Source organism: Burkholderia perseverans, assembly GCF_022870505.1.
Lineage (GTDB): Bacteria > Pseudomonadota > Gammaproteobacteria > Burkholderiales > Burkholderiaceae > Burkholderia > Burkholderia plantarii.
Window position 1 is genome coordinate 2,804,563 of sequence record NZ_CP045094.1, and the last position, 16,254, is coordinate 2,820,816.

The 16,254-nt window shown below is 67.6% G+C and carries 16 protein-coding genes; 3 read left to right on the forward strand and 13 right to left on the reverse strand.

Annotation, left to right across the window (positions count from 1 at the left end; translation table 11 throughout):
• Positions 1 to 14: 14 nt before the first annotated feature.
• From guaA to guaB, 3 genes are all read right to left on the reverse strand, one after another.
• A complete protein-coding gene (gene guaA / locus BpN12_RS26950) occupies positions 15 to 1,634 on the reverse strand; it encodes a glutamine-hydrolyzing GMP synthase (RefSeq protein ID WP_246795255.1) in 1,620 nt (539 codons plus the stop codon).
• 162 nt (positions 1,635 to 1,796) lie between these two features.
• Positions 1,797 to 2,471 carry a hypothetical protein gene (locus BpN12_RS26955; protein WP_246795256.1) on the reverse strand — a complete coding sequence of 225 codons (675 nt, stop codon included), beginning with the start codon at positions 2,469 to 2,471 and terminating at the stop codon, positions 1,797 to 1,799.
• Positions 2,472 to 2,477: 6 nt separating this feature from the next.
• Entirely contained in the window at positions 2,478 to 3,938 is a 1,461-nt protein-coding gene (gene guaB, locus BpN12_RS26960; protein WP_246795257.1) for an IMP dehydrogenase, read from the reverse strand.
• 357 nt (positions 3,939 to 4,295) lie between these two features.
• Between guaB and BpN12_RS26965 the strand changes: the two genes are divergently transcribed.
• The gene (locus tag BpN12_RS26965) at positions 4,296 to 5,288 is read left to right on the forward strand and encodes a DMT family transporter (protein ID WP_246795258.1); all 993 of its coding nucleotides are present in this window, start codon (positions 4,296 to 4,298) and stop codon (positions 5,286 to 5,288) included.
• Positions 5,289 to 5,470: 182 nt separating this feature from the next.
• Here BpN12_RS26965 and BpN12_RS26970 read toward each other — a convergent pair whose 3' ends face one another.
• Both BpN12_RS26970 and BpN12_RS26975 read right to left on the reverse strand, forming a co-directional pair.
• Entirely contained in the window at positions 5,471 to 5,794 is a 324-nt protein-coding gene (locus tag BpN12_RS26970; protein ID WP_246795259.1) for an RnfH family protein, read from the reverse strand.
• A 2-nt stretch (positions 5,795 to 5,796) separates the two neighbouring features.
• The gene (locus BpN12_RS26975; RefSeq protein WP_042625335.1) at positions 5,797 to 6,234 is read right to left on the reverse strand and encodes a type II toxin-antitoxin system RatA family toxin; all 438 of its coding nucleotides are present in this window, start codon (positions 6,232 to 6,234) and stop codon (positions 5,797 to 5,799) included.
• A gap of 94 nt (positions 6,235 to 6,328) precedes the next feature.
• Between BpN12_RS26975 and smpB the strand changes: the two genes are divergently transcribed.
• On the forward strand, positions 6,329 to 6,784 hold the full coding sequence (smpB, locus tag BpN12_RS26980; RefSeq protein ID WP_198251805.1) for an SsrA-binding protein SmpB: 456 nt from the start codon (positions 6,329 to 6,331) through the stop codon (positions 6,782 to 6,784).
• A 119-nt stretch (positions 6,785 to 6,903) separates the two neighbouring features.
• On the opposite strand, the gene BpN12_RS26985 is transcribed toward smpB, so the two are convergent.
• The 3 genes from BpN12_RS26985 to ppsA form a co-directional block, all read right to left on the reverse strand.
• Positions 6,904 to 7,836, reverse strand: coding sequence for an SPFH domain-containing protein (locus BpN12_RS26985; protein ID WP_246795260.1), 933 nt, complete (start codon positions 7,834 to 7,836; stop codon positions 6,904 to 6,906).
• Positions 7,837 to 7,884: 48 nt separating this feature from the next.
• On the reverse strand, positions 7,885 to 8,319 hold the full coding sequence (locus BpN12_RS26990) for an NfeD family protein (RefSeq protein WP_246795261.1): 435 nt from the start codon (positions 8,317 to 8,319) through the stop codon (positions 7,885 to 7,887).
• Positions 8,320 to 8,471: 152 nt separating this feature from the next.
• Positions 8,472 to 10,874 (reverse strand): phosphoenolpyruvate synthase, encoded by a 2,403-nt coding sequence (gene ppsA, locus BpN12_RS26995; RefSeq protein WP_246795262.1) that lies wholly within the window; start codon positions 10,872 to 10,874, stop codon positions 8,472 to 8,474.
• A gap of 490 nt (positions 10,875 to 11,364) precedes the next feature.
• Here ppsA and ppsR point away from each other — a divergent pair, with 490 nt between their 5' ends.
• Complete coding sequence (gene ppsR / locus BpN12_RS27000; RefSeq protein WP_246795263.1) at positions 11,365 to 12,180, forward strand: posphoenolpyruvate synthetase regulatory kinase/phosphorylase PpsR; 816 nt, start codon at positions 11,365 to 11,367, stop codon at positions 12,178 to 12,180.
• A gap of 94 nt (positions 12,181 to 12,274) precedes the next feature.
• On the opposite strand, the gene BpN12_RS27005 is transcribed toward ppsR, so the two are convergent.
• Genes BpN12_RS27005 through fabZ form a run of 5 tightly spaced genes read right to left on the reverse strand, consistent with a single transcriptional unit; the run spans position 12,275 to position 16,194 of the window.
• Positions 12,275 to 13,057 carry a TrmH family RNA methyltransferase gene (locus BpN12_RS27005; protein ID WP_246795264.1) on the reverse strand — a complete coding sequence of 261 codons (783 nt, stop codon included), beginning with the start codon at positions 13,055 to 13,057 and terminating at the stop codon, positions 12,275 to 12,277.
• A gap of 11 nt (positions 13,058 to 13,068) precedes the next feature.
• The gene (rnhB, locus tag BpN12_RS27010; RefSeq protein ID WP_246795265.1) at positions 13,069 to 13,716 is read right to left on the reverse strand and encodes a ribonuclease HII; all 648 of its coding nucleotides are present in this window, start codon (positions 13,714 to 13,716) and stop codon (positions 13,069 to 13,071) included.
• Positions 13,713 to 14,882, reverse strand: a complete 1,170-nt coding sequence (gene lpxB, locus BpN12_RS27015) for a lipid-A-disaccharide synthase (RefSeq protein WP_246795266.1) — start codon at positions 14,880 to 14,882, stop codon at positions 13,713 to 13,715. Before lpxB ends, rnhB begins: the two co-directional genes overlap by 4 nt.
• Before the next feature lie 4 nt (positions 14,883 to 14,886).
• Positions 14,887 to 15,675, reverse strand: coding sequence for an acyl-ACP--UDP-N-acetylglucosamine O-acyltransferase (gene lpxA / locus BpN12_RS27020; protein WP_246795267.1), 789 nt, complete (start codon positions 15,673 to 15,675; stop codon positions 14,887 to 14,889).
• A 51-nt stretch (positions 15,676 to 15,726) separates the two neighbouring features.
• Positions 15,727 to 16,194, reverse strand: a complete 468-nt coding sequence (gene fabZ / locus BpN12_RS27025; protein WP_042625345.1) for a 3-hydroxyacyl-ACP dehydratase FabZ — start codon at positions 16,192 to 16,194, stop codon at positions 15,727 to 15,729.
• Positions 16,195 to 16,254: the final 60 nt, after the last annotated feature.

Here is a 16,254-nt window from a genome sequence, read left to right on the forward strand (position 1 = left end):
CGAAGGACCTGATTTCACTCCCACTCAATCGTAGCCGGCGGCTTCCCCGACACGTCATAAACCACCCGATTGATCCCTCGAACCTCGTTGATGATCCGGTTCGAAACCCGCCCCAGCAACGTATACGGTAGATGCGCCCAATGCGCCGTCATGAAGTCGGTCGTCTGCACAGCACGCAGCGCAGTCACGTAGTCGTAAGTCCGTCCATCCCCCATCACGCCCACCGACTTCACCGGCAGGAACACCGCAAACGCCTGGCTCGTCAGGTCGTACCACGACTTCCCGACCTGCGACGCATCGCAGATCCCCGCCGCCAGATCCTGCTCGTTCGCGATCGTGCCGCGCAATTCCTCGATGAAGATCGCATCGGCGCGACGCAGCAACTCCGCGTAATCGCGCTTCACTTCACCCAGAATCCGCACGCCCAAGCCCGGCCCCGGGAACGGATGGCGATACACCATCTCCGGCGGCAGCCCGAGCGCCACGCCCAGCTCACGCACCTCGTCCTTGAACAGGTCGCGCAGCGGTTCGAGCAGCTTCAGCCCCAGCGTCTCCGGCAGCCCACCGACGTTGTGGTGGCTCTTGATCGTCGTCGCCTTCTTCGTCTTCGCGCCGCCCGACTCGATCACGTCCGGATAGATCGTGCCCTGCGCGAGCCACTTCGCGTTGCTGAGCTTCTTCGCCTCGGCCTGGAACACCTCGACGAATTCACGCCCGATGATCTTGCGCTTCGCTTCCGGGTCGGTCACGCCGGCGAGATGGCCGAGGAACTGCTCCGACGCGTCCACATGGACCACCTTCGCATGCAGTCGCCCCGCGAACATGTCGAGCACCATCTGCCCTTCGTTCAGGCGCAGCAGGCCGTGGTCCACGAACACACAGGTCAGCTGGTCGCCGATCGCGCGATGGATCAGCGCGGCGGCCACGCTCGAATCGACGCCGCCCGACAGGCCGAGGATCACCTCCTCGCTGCCTACCTGCTCGCGAATCAGCGCGACGGCTTCCTCGATATGGTCGCGCATCACCCAGTCCGGCTTCGCGGCCGCGATCTCGAGCACGAAGCGCTCGAGCAGCTGGCGGCCCTTCAGGGTATGCGTCACTTCCGGGTGGAACTGCACGGCGTAGTAGCCGCGTTCCTCGTCGGCCATCGCGGCGATCGGGCAGCTCGGCGTCGACGCCATCAGCTTGAAGCCGGGCGGCAGCTCGCCCACCTTGTCGCCGTGGCTCATCCACACCTTCAGCATGCCGTGGCCTTCCTCGGTGCGGAAATCCTCGATGCCGTCGAGCAGGCGCGTGTGGCCATGCGCACGCACTTCGGCGTAGCCGAATTCGCGGTGATCGCTCCACTCCACCTTGCCGCCGAGCTGCACGGCCATGGTCTGCATCCCGTAGCAGATGCCGAGCACCGGCACGCCGAGATCCCAGACGGCCTGCGGCGCGCGCAGTTGGTGGTCCTCGTAGGTGCTCGCGTGGCTGCCCGACAGGATCACGCCCTTCGGCGCAAACTCGCGGACGAATTCGTCGCTGACGTCGTTCGGGTGGATTTCGCAGTAGACGTGCGCTTCGCGAACCCGCCGCGCAATCAGTTGGGTGACTTGCGAACCGAAGTCGAGAATCAGGATTTTGTCGTGCATGGCAGGCTACGAGATGAATACAAACAGGTAAGAAAAGCAGCGCACGCGGCGCTGCATCTGAATCGGAAAACGGTCCGGGCACAAGGCCCGATCAGCGTGCAATGAGTGCCCGGCGAGCGCTCGGTACACGCGAACGCACTGGCGAACGAGGCGCGACCCCGCTCAGCCGCGCGGAGGCGACCGCGTCGGATCGGTGGCGGAACCGGGCGTGGCGGGCGGCGCATACGACGGCGCACCGGTTCCCGCCGGCTCCACGCGCCCGGTCGGGGCCGACGTACCCGCCGCGCCGATGCCGGGCTCGACGCGCGTCGCGGCCGGATGCGGCTGCGGCGGCACCACGACCGGCGCGGGCGCGGGCGCCGGCGCCGGCACGGCATCGGCAGCCACCTCGCGCCGCGTCACGACCTGCTGCGTCTTGGCCTCAGCCGCCAGCACGCGCTCGCGCCGGCGCACCGCCGAGGCCAGCCGCACACCGCCCAATCCGACCACGAACAGCACGACGGCGGTCGCCACCGACACGAGCTGCCCGAACGCGGTCAGCTCGGGTCGGTGCAGGCCGATCAGCCAGACCACCATCAGCACGCCGATCAGCCAGTTCACGTGGCCGACCGCGCGCGCGACGCCGGCGGTCAGGTCACCGTTGAACGAGGCATGGAACGCGAGCCAGGCCAGCCCGAGCAGCGCGATGCCGAACGCCTGGCCGACCATCGCCGGATCGACCGGCACCAGCTGCAGCGCGTCGTACAGCCCCTTCCAGGGCGTCAGCACGAACAGCACACCCCCTGCGAGCAGCAGCAGGGCATCGATGACGAGTACGACGCGCAGCAGTGGTTTCATCGGCGATCAGTCCACGTGGTAGTTGGGGGCTTCCTTGGTGATCTGCACGTCGTGGACGTGCGATTCGCGCATGCCGGCCGCGGTGATCTGGACGAACTCGGCCTTCTCGTGCAGCTCCTCGATGGTGCGGCAGCCGCAGTAGCCCATGCTCGCGCGCACGCCGCCGACGAGCTGGAACAGGATCGCGTTGACCGAACCCTTGTACGCGACGCGCCCTTCGATGCCTTCCGGCACGAGCTTGTCGATGTTCGCGGAGTTGTCCTGGAAGTAGCGGTCGGCGGCGCCGTCCTTCATCGCACCCACCGAGCCCATGCCGCGGTACGACTTGTACTGGCGGCCCTGGTACAGGAACACGTCGCCCGGCGCTTCCTCGGTGCCGGCCAGCATGCTGCCCATCATCACGGCGTTCGCGCCGGCGGCCAGCGCCTTCGACACGTCGCCCGAGAAGCGCACGCCGCCGTCAGCGATGCAGGGCACGCCGGTGCCGCGCAGCGCCTCGGACACGTTGGCGATCGCGCTGATCTGCGGCACGCCCACGCCGGCCACGATCCGCGTCGTGCAGATCGAGCCCGGGCCGATACCGACCTTGACGGCGTCCGCGCCGTACTCGACCAGCGCCTTCGCGGCGGCGGCGGTGGCGATGTTGCCGCCGATCACCTCGACCCGCGGGAAGTTCTGCTTGACCCAGCGCACGCGCTCGAGCACGCCCTTGCTGTGGCCGTGCGCGGTATCGACGACGATCACGTCGACGCCGGCCTGCACCAGCAGCTCGACGCGCTCCTCGTTGTCGGCGCCCACGCCCACGGCCGCGCCCACGCGCAGCTTGCCATGCTCGTCCTTGCAGGCGTCCGGGTGCTCGGTCTGCTTGGTGATGTCCTTCACCGTCATCAGGCCGCGCAGCTCGAACGCATCGTTCACCACCAGCACGCGCTCGAGGCGGTGGCTGTGCATCAGCGCCTTGGCCTCGGCGAGCGGCGTGCCCTCCTTGACCGTCACGAGGCGCTCGCGCGGCGTCATGATCGACTGCACCACGTCATCGAGGCGGCTTTCGAAGCGCAGGTCGCGGTTCGTCACGATGCCGACCAGCTGCGCGCCCTCGACGACCGGGAACCCGGAAATGCCATGCTGGCGCGACAGCGCGATTACATCTCGCACCTTCATCGTCGGCGGCACCGTGATCGGGTCGCGCACCACACCCGATTCGAAGCGCTTGACCTTCGCGACCTCGCGCGCCTGCTCGGCGGGCGTCAGGTTCTTGTGGACGATCCCCACGCCACCCTGCTGCGCCATCGCGATCGCGAGACGGCCTTCCGTCACCGTGTCCATGGCGGCGGACACGAGCGGCATGTTCAGGGCGATGTTGCGGGTGAGTTGGGTCTTGAGGCTGGTGTCGCGCGGCAGGACGTCGGAGAACGCCGGGACGAGGAGCACGTCATCGAACGTGAGTGCTTTTTGGATGAGACGCATGGCAGATCCTATGGGCGCAAAGCCGAATTATACGCGATGCGCGGCAGATTTTCACAACACGAACAACGGCTTAGCGGCTTCCCCGGCAGCCGTTCGCTTTGTGCTTCGTCAGGCGTTCGTCCGGATTTCGCCGCCGCGCCGCGATGTTCGGATCCGAACATCGGGCGGCGGCCGTGCCGTCCCGGATGCTGCCTCGGCCACGTCCACCACCCCTCGCCGTCTCGCGGAACGCGCCGCCCGATTGAAGTAAGCGGCCCGCTAGATCCTCGCCGAGCGCAGGATTCGACAAGACGGCCCGGCCCCGCCCCGCTACGATGCGCTGCCCCTGAATCTCGCCTGGTCGCAAGGAAATTCGTCATGCAGCGCGGCATCATCTACGGCATCCTCGCCGGGGCCCTCTGGGGCATGGTATTTCTGGTCCCGCGGCTGCTCGCCGAGGTCTCGCCGCTGGCGCTGAGCGCGGGCCGCTACACGATGTACGGGCTGGTCTCGGCGCTGGTCGCGCTGCCGGCCGCGCGCTCGCTGCTGGCGCGGCTCACGCGCGAGGATCTGGGCGCGCTCGTGCAGCTCGCGATCGTCGGCAATCTCGGCTACTACATGCTGCTGGCCACGGCCGTCCACCTGATCGGCATCGCGCCGAGCTCGCTGATCGTCGGCGTGCTGCCCGTCACGGTCACGCTCGCCGGGCTGCGCGACGCCGACGCGGTGCCGCTGCGCCGCCTCGTGCTGCCGCTCGTGCTGGTCGCGGCCGGCATCGCCTGCATCAACGTCGACCTGTTCACCTCGAGCGCGGCGCGCGCCACCTCCACCCTCGACAAGCTCGCCGGCGTCGGCTGCGCGGCCGGCGCGCTCGCGAGCTGGACCTGGTACGCGGTCGCCAACGCGCGCTACCTGCGGCGGCACCATCGCTTCGACGGCAACGAATGGTCGGTGTTGTGGGGTGTCGTTACCGGGCTGGTCGGCGCGCTCGGCTGGCTCGCGCTCGCGCTACTGCCGGCCGGCAGCGTCGCGATGCCGGCGCCGGGCCGCTGGCCGGCCTTCTGGCTGCTCAATCTTGGTCTCGCGATCGGCGCGTCGTGGCTCGGCAACTGTCTGTGGAATGCGGCATCCAGGCGCCTGCCGCTCACGCTGACGGGCCAGCTGATCGTGTTCGAAACGGTGTTCGCGATGCTTTACGGCTTCGCGTTCGAGGCGCGGCTGCCGCGGCCGCTGGAGGCCGGCGCGCTGGTGCTGCTGCTGGCGGGCGTCTACGGCGCCGTGCGGCGCCACGGCAACACCGCGCCGCCGCCGGCCGGCCCCGGCAGCCCCGACCTCGAACAGGAGGCCGCGCTCAGGCGGCCGGCGCACTGAGCCGGGCGCCAGCCGGGCAAGCCGGGGCGCCGCTGCATCGATGACCAGATAGGGAAACGGAACGAGGTGGCAGGCAGGAACGGCCGCGCAACGCTACACGGCGCCAGCACCAGCACTCCTGCCCCGGAAAGCACGCGGACGCCGAGGCAGCCGAGTCCGCGGGCAAGACGAACGTCAACGCCTCAGCGCGAATCCTTGTGCTGCCACTTGCGGCCCTCCTCGGACCCTTCGCGGCGCGTCTTGTCCACGCGCCGCTGGCGCGCCGCCTTGGGGTCGACCACCAGCGGCCGGTAGATCTCGACGCGGTCGCCGTCGCGCAGCACGGTGTCGAGCGGCGCGAGCTTGCCGAACACGCCCGTCTTCGCGACGCTCACGTCGATCTCGGGGTGCCGGGCCACGATCCCGCTCGCCTCGATCGCCGCGCGCACGGTGGTGTTCTCCGGCACCGCCAGATCGATCAGCGTCTGCTGCGTGGGCAGCGCGTAGCACACCTGCACGGCCAGCATCGTCAGCCCTTCCCGTAGCGCTGGTCGGCGCGCTTGACGAACGAATCGACGAAGGTGTTCGCGATGTGGCTGAACACCGGGCCGATGATCTTCTCGAGGATCACGTTGGTGAATTCGTAGTGCAGCGAGAACTCGATCTTGCAGGCATCGGCGCGCAGCGGCGTGAAGCGCCAGTAGCCCGTGAACTTCTTGAACGGGCCGTCGGCGAACTCCATGTCGATGCGGTGCGGCCGCTCCTGCGTGTTGCGGGTCGCGAAGTGCTGCCGGATGCCCTTGAAGTTGATGTCGATCCGCGCCTCCATGCCGGTCTCGTCCTGGCGGCGGATTTCGATGCCGCCGCACCACGGCAGGAAGTTCGGGTAGTCGGCCACGTCGGTGACGAGGTCGAACATCTGTTCCGCCGAATGGCGGATCAATACGGTTTTCTGGACATCTGCCATAAATCTCGCGGCATCAAGAGTGGGGGCCGAGCCGGGCCAACCGCGCCCCGCTTTGCTAAAATCGTGATTTTAAACGAGTTGGCCATTTCCTTTCATGAGCATCATAGACAACAGAAAGGCCTTCTTCGACTATCACATCGAGGAACGCTACGAAGCAGGGCTCGTGCTCGAAGGATGGGAGGTCAAGGCGCTGCGCGCGGGCCGTGGCCAGATCAGGGAAGGCTACGTGATCGTCAAGAACGCCGAGATCTTCCTGATCGGCACGCACATCAGCCCGCTGCCCGAAGCTTCGACGCACATCCAGCCCGATCCGGTCCGCACGCGCAAGCTACTGCTGCATCGTGACGAGATCAAGAAGCTGATCGGCAAGGTCGAGCAGCGCGGCTACACGCTCGTGCCGCTGAACTTCCATTACAAGGGCGGGCGCGTCAAGTGCGAGATCGGCCTCGCCAAGGGCAAGAAGCTGCACGACAAGCGCGAATCCGAGAAGAAGCGCGACTGGGAGCGCGAAAAGGCGCGGATCATGCGCGCGGGCGCCGGTTCCGCCTGAAGCGGCTTGCGGCTCACCCGCCCCTAACCCGTCCCTGCCCCCTGAAACGACGACGGCCCGCATCCCGCGGGCCGTTTTCCTTGCTGCGCTTGCCAATAGCGCCGGCATAGCGCCGGGCATCAGCCCTTCGCGGCCCCCGGCACGCCGCGGTTGACGATCGTCAGCGCCGAAGCAATCGACGTGCTCAGGTCAGACAAATTCGACGGCACGATCAGCGTGTTGCCCTGCTTGGCCAGGTTCGCGAACGCGCTCACGTACTGCTCGGCCACCTTCAGGTTCACCGCCTCCATGCCGCCCTGCGACTGGATTGCCTGCGCGATCTTCTGGATCGCCTGCGCGTTGGCCTCGGCCACCGCGAGGATCGCCGCGGCCTCGCCCTGCGCGTGGTTGATGGCCGCCTGCCGCTCGCCCTCGGACTTCTGGATCGCGGCCTCGCGCGCGCCCGAGGCCAGGTTGATCTGCTCCTGCCGGCGCCCTTCCGAGGCCGCCACCAGCGCGCGCTTCTCGCGCTCGGCGGTGATCTGCGCCTGCATCGCGTGCAGGATCTCCTTGGGCGGCGTGAGATCCTTGATCTCGTAGCGCAGCACCTTCACGCCCCAGTTCGACGCGGCGACGTCGAGCGCCGACACGATGCTGTGGTTGATGAAGTCGCGCTCCTCGAAGGTCTTGTCGAGTTCGAGCTTGCCGATCACCGAGCGCAGCATGGTCTGCGACAGCTGCGTGATCGCCAGCACGAAGTTGCTCGAGCCATACGAGGCCTTCATCGGGTCGGTGACCTGGAAATACAGCACGCCGTCCACCTGCAGCTGCGTGTTGTCGCGCGTGATGCAAACCTGGCTCGGCACGTCGAGCGGGATCTCCTTCAGCACGTGGCGGTAGGCGATCCGGTCGATAAACGGCAGCACCACGTTGAGCCCCGGCGACAGCGTCGCGTGAAAGCGCCCGAAGCGTTCGAGCACCCAGGCGTGCTGCTGCGGGACGATCTTCACCGTCTTCGACAGCACCACGAACACGATGACGAGCAGCACCACCCAGAAAATCAGCGCATTCATGAAACCAGCCTCCCTGTGATTGACGGATCGTCGCGGCGCGCCGGGCACTCAGCCCCGCTGCCGCGCCGCGACGATCAGACAGTTTCCCCGTACCGCGCGCACTTCATAGTGCAGCGCGTCGTCGCGCTCGCCCTCGGCGAGTTCGACGTCCCAGTCGGCGCCGCGATACGGCACGCGCGCGCGCCGCTCATGCCAGCGCGCGATATCGAGCGCCGCGCCGATGTCGAGATTGACGTCGGGATTGGCCGACGCGTCGCGCTTCTGGCGGCGCCCGAAGCGCGAGCGACGCAGCGCCACCAGCAGCACCAGCGCGACCAGCGCGGCGGCGGCCACCTGCGCATGCGGCGCGCCGCCGGCCAGGTGGACGAGGCCGCCGGCGACGAAGCCGAGCGCGATCATCAGCAGATAGAACGTGCCCGTCATCAGTTCGGCCACCACCAGCACGCCGACGCCGATCCACCAGATCAGTTCGCCTGACAACATCCCGACCTCCAAACGAAAACACCCCGGTAGCCACCGGGGTGTTTATAGCACAGAGCCGTGCCTGAATCGGGCTCCGGCGGGCGACTCCGGCATATGACGGCAAAACGCCGCCCGCCGGAGCCGGCCTCGCGAAGGCCGCTTACGAAAGCGCCTTACTTCTGCGTCTTCGCGAGCGCCTGCCAGGTCGCGATGACCGTATCCGGGTTCAGCGAGATCGACTCGATGCCCTCTTCGGTCAGCCATTGCGCGAAGTCCGGATGATCGGACGGGCCCTGGCCGCAGATGCCGACGTACTTGCCGAGGCGCCGGCAGGTGTCGATCGCGCGCTTGAGCATGAACTTTACGGCCGGATCGCGCTCGTCGAAATCGACGGCGAGCAGTTCCATGCCCGAGTCGCGATCGAGGCCGAGCGTGAGCTGCGTCAGGTCGTTCGAGCCGATCGAGAAGCCGTCGAAGTGCTCGAGGAACTGTTCGGCCAGGATCGCGTTGGACGGCACCTCGCACATCATGATCAGGCGCAGGCCGTTCTCGCCGCGCTTGAGACCGTACTTGGCGAGCAGGCCCACCACGCGCTCGGCCTGCTTCACGGTCCGCACGAACGGCACCATGATCTCGACGTTGGTCAGGCCCATCTCGTCGCGCACGCGCTTCAACGCCATGCACTCCATCTCGAAGGCCTGCGCGAAGTCGTCGGCGATGTAGCGCGACGCGCCGCGGAAGCCCAGCATCGGGTTTTCCTCGTCCGGCTCGTAGCGCGAGCCGCCGATCAGCTTCTTGTACTCGTTCGACTTGAAGTCGGACAGACGCACGATCACGGGCTTCGGATAGAACGCCGCGCCGATCGTCGCGATGCCTTCGGTCAGCTTGTCGACGTAGAACGCACGCGGCGAGGCATGGCCGCGCGCGACGCTCTCCACGGCCTTCTTGAGGTCCGAATCGACGTTCGGATACTCGAGGATCGCCTTCGGGTGGACGCCGATGTTGTTGTTGATGATGAACTCGAGCCGCGCGAGCCCGACGCCGCCGTTCGGCAGCTGCGAGAAGTCGAACGCGAGCTGCGGGTTGCCGACGTTCATCATGATCTTGACCGGGATGGTCGGCAGGTCGCCGCGCTGCACTTCCGTCACTTCGGTCTCGAGCAGGCCGTCGTAGATCTTGCCTTCGTCGCCTTCCGCGCACGACACGGTCACGAGCGCGCCGTCCTTCAGCACGTCGGTCGCGTCGCCGCAGCCGACCACGGCCGGCACGCCGAGCTCGCGCGCGATGATCGCCGCGTGGCAGGTACGGCCGCCGCGGTTCGTGACGATCGCGGAGGCGCGCTTCATCACCGGCTCCCAGTTCGGGTCGGTCATGTCGGCCACCAGCACGTCACCGGGCTGCACGCGCTCCATTTCCGACGGGTCCTGGATCACGCGCACCGGGCCGGCGCCGATCTTCTGGCCGATCGCACGGCCGGTCGCGAGCACCTGCGACTGGCCTTTCAGCTTGAAGCGCTGCTCGACCTTGCCGTTGGCCTGGCTCTTCACGGTTTCCGGGCGCGCCTGGAGGATGAAGATCTTGCCGTCGCGGCCGTCCTTGCCCCACTCGATGTCCATCGGGCGCTGGTAGTGCTTCTCGATGATCACCGCGTACTTGGCCAGCTCGATCACGTCGGCATCGGTGATCGAGTAGCGGTTGCGCTGCTCGTGCGTGACGTCGACCGTCTTCACGCGGCCCGGCTCGCCCGGCTGCGTGAACTCCATCTTGATCAGCTTCGAGCCGATCGAGCGACGGATGATCGGGTACTTGTCCTGGGCGAGCGTGGTCTTGAACACGTAGAACTCGTCCGGGTTCACGGCGCCCTGCACCACGGTTTCGCCAAGGCCATAGCTCGAGGTGACGAACACGGCATCCTTGAAGCCCGACTCGGTGTCGATCGTGAACATCACGCCGGCCGCGCCGACGTCGGAGCGCACCATGCGCTGCACGCCGGCCGACAGCGCGACCTCGGCGTGCGTGAAGCCCTTGTGGACGCGGTACGAGATCGCGCGGTCGTTGTAGAGCGACGCGAACACGTGCTTCATGCGGTCGAGCACGTCGTCGATGCCGACCACGTTCAGGTAGGACTCCTGCTGGCCGGCGAACGATGCGTCGGGCAGATCCTCGGCCGTGGCCGACGAACGGACCGCGAACGACAGCTCTTCCGGCGAGCTCTGGCAGAGCACCTTGAACTGTTCGCGGATGCCTTCCTCGAGCCGCGGCTGCAGCGGCGCGTCGACGATCCACTTGCGGATCTCGGCGCCCGCGACGGCGAGCGCCTTCACGTCGTCGATATCGAGCGACTCGAGGCGTTTCGCGATGCGGTCGGTGAGGTCGTTGTGAGCGAGGAAGTCGCGGAACGCGAGCGCCGTCGTGGCGAACCCGGTGGGAACGCGCACGCCGGCCTCGGAAAGCTGGCTGATCATCTCGCCGAGGGAGGCATTCTTGCCCCCCACGATCTCGACATCATTCATCCGCAACTGCTCGAACGGGATTACATACGCCTGGTCCTTTGCGACGTTTGCTGCGTTAGTCATACAAGCCCCTAAGTGTGAAAAAAATTCACGATCGCGCGATTGGGCTTGATGCACGACCGCTTGCAAAAAGCGGGGCGTGCATCGCGCGACCTGTTGGATAAGCATTCGCGAAGCGGCGCGGCTTGTAAAAATCCCGGCAGAAAGGCGAACAAGCAGACAAATCGCCCAATTTGCCGGGAACACAAGCCAGCGGCGGTAAAAAAGACGCGATCGTGATGTCTTTTCCGCAACGGCTTATCCAACAGGTTGGTCGCTATTCTACCGTGCCGGCCGCGCGATGTGCGAATGCGGCCCGAGCGCGCGCTCGAACCGGGGCCGCGAGGGCGCCAGCCAACCCCGCGTCGGGCGTCCGGCATGGCCGCGCGCGATCCGCGCGCCACGCCTGCAACGGCGCGGCGGCCCGCCCGCGCGGGCCGGAACGAGGCGCGCCGGCCCTGCTAGAATGGCCGCTTCCGGCCGTCCAGGCCGCCATCGCGCACGCTCGCCATTCATGCTTCCAACCGTTTTCATCGTCTCCGACGGCACCGGGATCACCGCCGAAACCTTCGCGCACTCGATCCTGTCCCAGTTCGACCAGAAGTTCCGGCTCGTGCGCGTGCCGTTCGTCGATTCGCACGACAAGGCATACCTGACGGTGCAGAAGATCAACGACGCGGCGCAGCTCGACGGCCGCCGGCCGATCGTGTTCACGACGCTGGTGGACGGCGAGTCGAACGACATCGTCAAGCGCTCCAACGCGCTGATCCTCGACATGTTCCAGCGCTTCGTCGAGCCGCTCGAGCAGGAGCTGCAGCTGAAATCGACCCACGCGATGGGCCGCGGCCACCAGAACGCGGACACCGAGGAATACAAGACGCGGATCGAGGCCATCAACTTCTCGCTCGCGCACGACGACGGCCAGTCCGACCGCAATCTCGCCGAGGCCGAAGTGATCCTGGTGGGTGTGTCGCGCAGCGGCAAGACGCCGACCAGTCTCTACCTGGCGATGCAGTACGGCGTGAAGGCCGCGAACTATCCGCTGATTCCCGAGGACTTCGAGCGCGGCAAGCTGCCGGGCGAACTGGCCCAGCATCGCGACAAGCTGTTCGGGCTGTCGATCGACGCGCAGCGGCTCTCCGAGATCCGCAACGAGCGGCGCCCCGGCAGCAAGTACGCGTCGCCCGAGAACTGCCGCTTCGAGATCAACGAGGCCGAGGCGATGATGCGTCGCGAAGGGATCAACTGGCTGTCGTCGACGCACAAGTCGATCGAGGAGATCGCCACCACGATCCTGCAGGAGATCAAGCTCGACCGGCAGTCGTACTGAGCGCGGCGGGCCGGCGCGGCAGAACCCGACACGCGTGAAAAAACGGCGGGTGCCTCAGGGGCATCCGCCGTTTTTTTCGACTGAAGCGCCGGGCTCAGCGCCGCCGCTGCTGCCGGCACTGCTCGAACAGGCAGACGGCCGCTGCCGCCGCCACGTTCAGCGATTCCATGCCGCCCGGCTGCGGGATCGTCACGCGCAGCGCCGCCGCCTCGCGCCACGGCGCTGATACACCCGCCCCTTCGTTGCCGAACACCCAGGCCACCGGGCCGCTCAGGTCGCAGTCGTCGATCGCGCGGGCGCCATGCGAATCGGTCAGCGCGACCGGCACGCCGAGCCGCGCGATCAGCCCGGCCGCATCGACGTCCTCATGGATGCTGAGCAGGAAGTGTGCGCCCATTCCCGAGCGCAGCACCTTCGACGACCACGCGTAGGCCGTGCCGCTCACGCAGAACACCTGCGCGACGCCGGCCGCGGCCGCGCTGCGCAGGATCGAGCCGACGTTGCCGGCGTCCTGCACGCCGTCGAGCACCACGGCCGTGCCCGTCACGCGCTCGGGCAGCGGCGCGGCGGGCCGCTCGACCAGCAGCAGCATGCCGACGCCGTTGACGACGCCCGACAGCTGGCCGAACAGCGCGTCGGGCAGCGCCACCACGCGCTGCGGCTCGATGCGCGCGACGATCGCGTGCGTCTCGTCGTGCGCGAGCGCGCCATCGGTGACGACGCAGAGTTCGGGCTGGCCGTTCGCGTCGAGATAGGCCGATGCCAGATGCAGGCCTTCGAGCAGCGCCTGGGCGCCGCGGCGTTGTTGTTGCGTCGAACCCGCCAGCGCCTTCAGGCGCTTGTAGAGCGGGTTGTCGCGCGAGGTGATCGACTTCATCGCGCCGTCTGCTATCGGGTGAGATCGAGCGCGGCGCGTACCGGCGCGAACGAGCGGCGGTGATGCTCGCACGGCCCGTGTTCGCGCAGCGCCGCGAGGTGTTTCGGCGTGCCGTAGCCGGAATGGACGTCGAAGCCGTAGAGCGGGAAGCTCGCGTGCAGATCGACCAGCATCCGGTCGCGCGTGACCTTGGCGAGGATCGAGGCGGCCGAGATGCTCGGCACCAGCGCGTCGCCGCCGATGATCGCCTCGCTGCGGACCGCGAGCGTCGGGCAGCGGTTGCCGTCGATCTTCGCGAGCGTCGGCAGCACCGCGAGCCCCTCCACCGCGCGCTTCATCGCGAGCATGGTGGCGTGCAGGATGTTCAGCGTGTCGATTTCCTCGACGCTGGCCGAGGCCACGCAATAGGCCTGCGCGCGCTCGACGATCTCGATGTAGAGCCGCTCGCGCTTCTTCGCGCTCAGCGCCTTCGAATCGTCGAGGCCGACGATCGGCCGCGCCGGATCGAGGATCACGGCGGCCGCGACCACCGGCCCCGCGAGCGGCCCGCGGCCCGCCTCATCCACGCCGCAGACGATCTCGCCCGGCGCGTCGAAGCTGAAGCCGACCTGCTCGGCGGCGAGCGACGCGGCGGTGCGCTTGGTGCGGACAGCCTTCATGCGCGCGGCTTCCGGCTCGCGATCACGCGCTCGACCGCCTCGGCCGCGCGCGCGGCCGTGTTCTGGCGCAGCGCCAGATGCATCTCGGTGAAGATTTCGGTCAGCGTGCGGCGGTTCGCTTCATCGCGCAGCTGCGTGAGTGTCGCGTCGGCCAGCGCCTGCGGCGTCGCGAAGTGCTGCAGCAGCTCCGGCACCACGAAGCGTCCGGCCAGGATGTTCGGCAGCCCGACGTAGGGCTGGTAGCCCTGCCGACGCATGATCTGCCCGGTCAGCCAGGGCACCTTGTACGAGATCACCATCGGCTTCTTCAGCAGCGCGGCCTCGAGCGTCACGGTGCCGCTCTTGACGAGGATCGCGTCGGCGGCCGTCATCGCCACCTGCGAGCGGCCGTCGGTCAGCGTCAGCGGCAGCTGCGGATGCGCGTCGACGAGCGGCTGCAGCAGCGCGCGCAGCGCCGGCGTCGCGGCCGGCATCACGAAGCGCACGCCGGGCTCGCGCTGGTGCATCAGCGCCATCGCCGCGAAGAAGGTCGGCCCGATCAGCGCGATCTCCGAGCGCCGGCTGCCGGGCAGCACCGCGATCACGGGGCCGCGCTCGGGCAGCCCGAGCGCGATGCGCGCGCCGTGCGTGTCGGGTTCGAGCGGGATCTCGTCGGCGAGCGGATGGCCGACGTAGGTCGAGGCCACGCCCGATTTCTCGAGCAGCGCCGGTTCGAACGGGAACAGGCACAGCATGTGGTCGACCGCCTTCACGATCTTCTTGATGCGCCCGCCACGCCATGCCCAGATCGACGGGCAGACGAAGTGGATGGTCGGAATACCGGCCTCGCGCAGCGACTGCTCGACGCCGAAATTGAAGTCGGGCGCATCGACGCCGATGAACGCATCGGGCGGCTCGGCCAGCAGCTGGCGCTTCAGCTCGCCGCGAATCTTCAGGATCGCCGGGATTTCCTTGAGCGCCTCGACATAGCCGCGCACCGTCAGACGGTCCATCGGCCAGTGCGATTCGAAGCCGGCCGAGATCATGCGCGGGCCGCCGATCCCGTAGTAATGCGACGCCGCCGGCAGCCGCGCGTGAAGGCCGCCCAGCAGCGACGCGGCGAGCAGGTCGCCCGATGGCTCGCCGGCCGCGAGCGCGATTCGCAACGGTTTCGGTTGGAGCGCCATCGCGTCAGCGGATGATGCCGCGCTGCGACGCGTCGATGAAATCGACGAACGCCGTCACCTCGGCCAAATGCTCGCCGCCCGCCGCGATCAGTTCGCGCAGTTCGGCCTTCGCCTCGTCGAGCGTGTTGCCGCTCTTGTAGACGATCCGGTACGCGTTGCGCAGCGCGGCGACCGACTCGGGCGCGAAGCCGCGGCGGCGCAGGCCCTCGACGTTGATGCCGTGCGGCACCGCCTTGTTGCCGGCCGAGATCACGAACGGCGGCACGTCCTGCACCAGCGCCGAGGCGCCCCCCAGCATCGAATGCGCACCGATCCGCACGAACTGGTGGACGCCCGACATGCCGCCCACGATCGCCCAGTTGCCGATCTCGACGTGGCCGGCCATCTGCGCGTTGCTCGACAGGATCACGTGGTTGCCGACGCGGCAGTCGTGGCCGATGTGGACGTAGGCCATGATCCAGTTGTCGTCGCCGAGCGTGGTCACGCCGGCGTCCTGCACGGTGCCGGTGTGGATCGTCGTGAATTCGCGGATCGTGTTGCGGTGGCCGATCACGAGCCGGGTCGGCTCGTCCTGGTACTTCATGTCCTGCGGACGGCCGCCCACCGACGCGTAATGGCCGATGCGGTTGTCCTCGCCGAGCGTCGTGTGTCCCTCGATCACGCTGTGCGAGCCGATCGTGGTGCGCGCGCCGATCGTCACGTGCGGACCGACGATCGCATACGGGCCGATCTCGACGGTCTCGTCGATCTGCGCGCCCGGCTCGATGATCGCCGTGGGATGAATCCTGGTCATGCGCGGTTGCCTCTCAGTAGTCAGTGCGGAGTCGGAAATGCCGCGCGCCGCTCAGGGCGCCGCATCGGCCGACTTCACCGTACACATCAGCTCGGCTTCGGCAGCCACCTTGCCTTCGACCTCGGCCGTGGCCTTGAACTTCCAGATGCCGCGAATGTAGCGCTCGAACTTCACGTTGAGGATCAGCTGGTCGCCCGGCTCGACCACGCGCTTGAAGCGCGCGCCGTCGATGCCGACGAAGTAGTACAGCGTGTTGCCGGGATTCTTCGGCTCTTCCTCGGCGAACGTCAGCAGCGCGGCGGCCTGCGCCAGCGCCTCGATGATCAGCACGCCCGGCATCACCGGACGCTGCGGGAAGTGGCCGGTGAAGAACGGTTCGTTGATCGTGACGTTCTTCAGGGCTTTGATGCTTTCGTGCGGCGTGAGTTCGAGCACGCGATCGACGAGCAGGAACGGATAACGGTGCGGCAGCAGCGTGAGGATCTTGTGAATGTCGAAGTTGATTTGTTCGGTGTTCATGATGGTTCGTCTCACGCAATCGCTGCGCGGTGGTGACTGCAAATGCTGGTACGGGCCGCG

Bases quoted from the DNA above. Each gene is read 5' to 3' on its own strand.
- BpN12_RS26970 (WP_246795259.1), bottom strand. From the start codon at position 5,794: ATGCTGGCCGTGCAGGTGTGCTACGCGCTGCCCACGCAGCAGACGCTG.
- BpN12_RS26990 (WP_246795261.1), bottom strand. From the start codon at position 8,319: ATGTTGTCAGGCGAACTGATCTGGTGGATCGGCGTCGGCGTGCTGGTG.
- lpxB (WP_246795266.1), bottom strand. From the start codon at position 14,882: ATGGCGCTCCAACCGAAACCGTTGCGAATCGCGCTCGCGGCCGGCGAG.
- smpB (WP_198251805.1), top strand. From the start codon at position 6,329: ATGAGCATCATAGACAACAGAAAGGCCTTCTTCGACTATCACATCGAG.
- rnhB (WP_246795265.1), bottom strand. From the start codon at position 13,716: ATGAAGGCTGTCCGCACCAAGCGCACCGCCGCGTCGCTCGCCGCCGAG.
- ppsA (WP_246795262.1), bottom strand. From the start codon at position 10,874: ATGACTAACGCAGCAAACGTCGCAAAGGACCAGGCGTATGTAATCCCG.
- BpN12_RS26975 (WP_042625335.1), bottom strand. From the start codon at position 6,234: ATGGCAGATGTCCAGAAAACCGTATTGATCCGCCATTCGGCGGAACAG.
- guaB (WP_246795257.1), bottom strand. From the start codon at position 3,938: ATGCGTCTCATCCAAAAAGCACTCACGTTCGATGACGTGCTCCTCGTC.
- BpN12_RS27005 (WP_246795264.1), bottom strand. From the start codon at position 13,057: ATGAAGTCGATCACCTCGCGCGACAACCCGCTCTACAAGCGCCTGAAG.
- fabZ (WP_042625345.1), bottom strand. From the start codon at position 16,194: ATGAACACCGAACAAATCAACTTCGACATTCACAAGATCCTCACGCTG.
- BpN12_RS26985 (WP_246795260.1), bottom strand. From the start codon at position 7,836: ATGAATGCGCTGATTTTCTGGGTGGTGCTGCTCGTCATCGTGTTCGTG.
- ppsR (WP_246795263.1), top strand. From the start codon at position 11,365: ATGCTTCCAACCGTTTTCATCGTCTCCGACGGCACCGGGATCACCGCC.
- guaA (WP_246795255.1), bottom strand. From the start codon at position 1,634: ATGCACGACAAAATCCTGATTCTCGACTTCGGTTCGCAAGTCACCCAA.
- BpN12_RS26955 (WP_246795256.1), bottom strand. From the start codon at position 2,471: ATGAAACCACTGCTGCGCGTCGTACTCGTCATCGATGCCCTGCTGCTG.
- lpxA (WP_246795267.1), bottom strand. From the start codon at position 15,675: ATGACCAGGATTCATCCCACGGCGATCATCGAGCCGGGCGCGCAGATC.
- BpN12_RS26965 (WP_246795258.1), top strand. From the start codon at position 4,296: ATGCAGCGCGGCATCATCTACGGCATCCTCGCCGGGGCCCTCTGGGGC.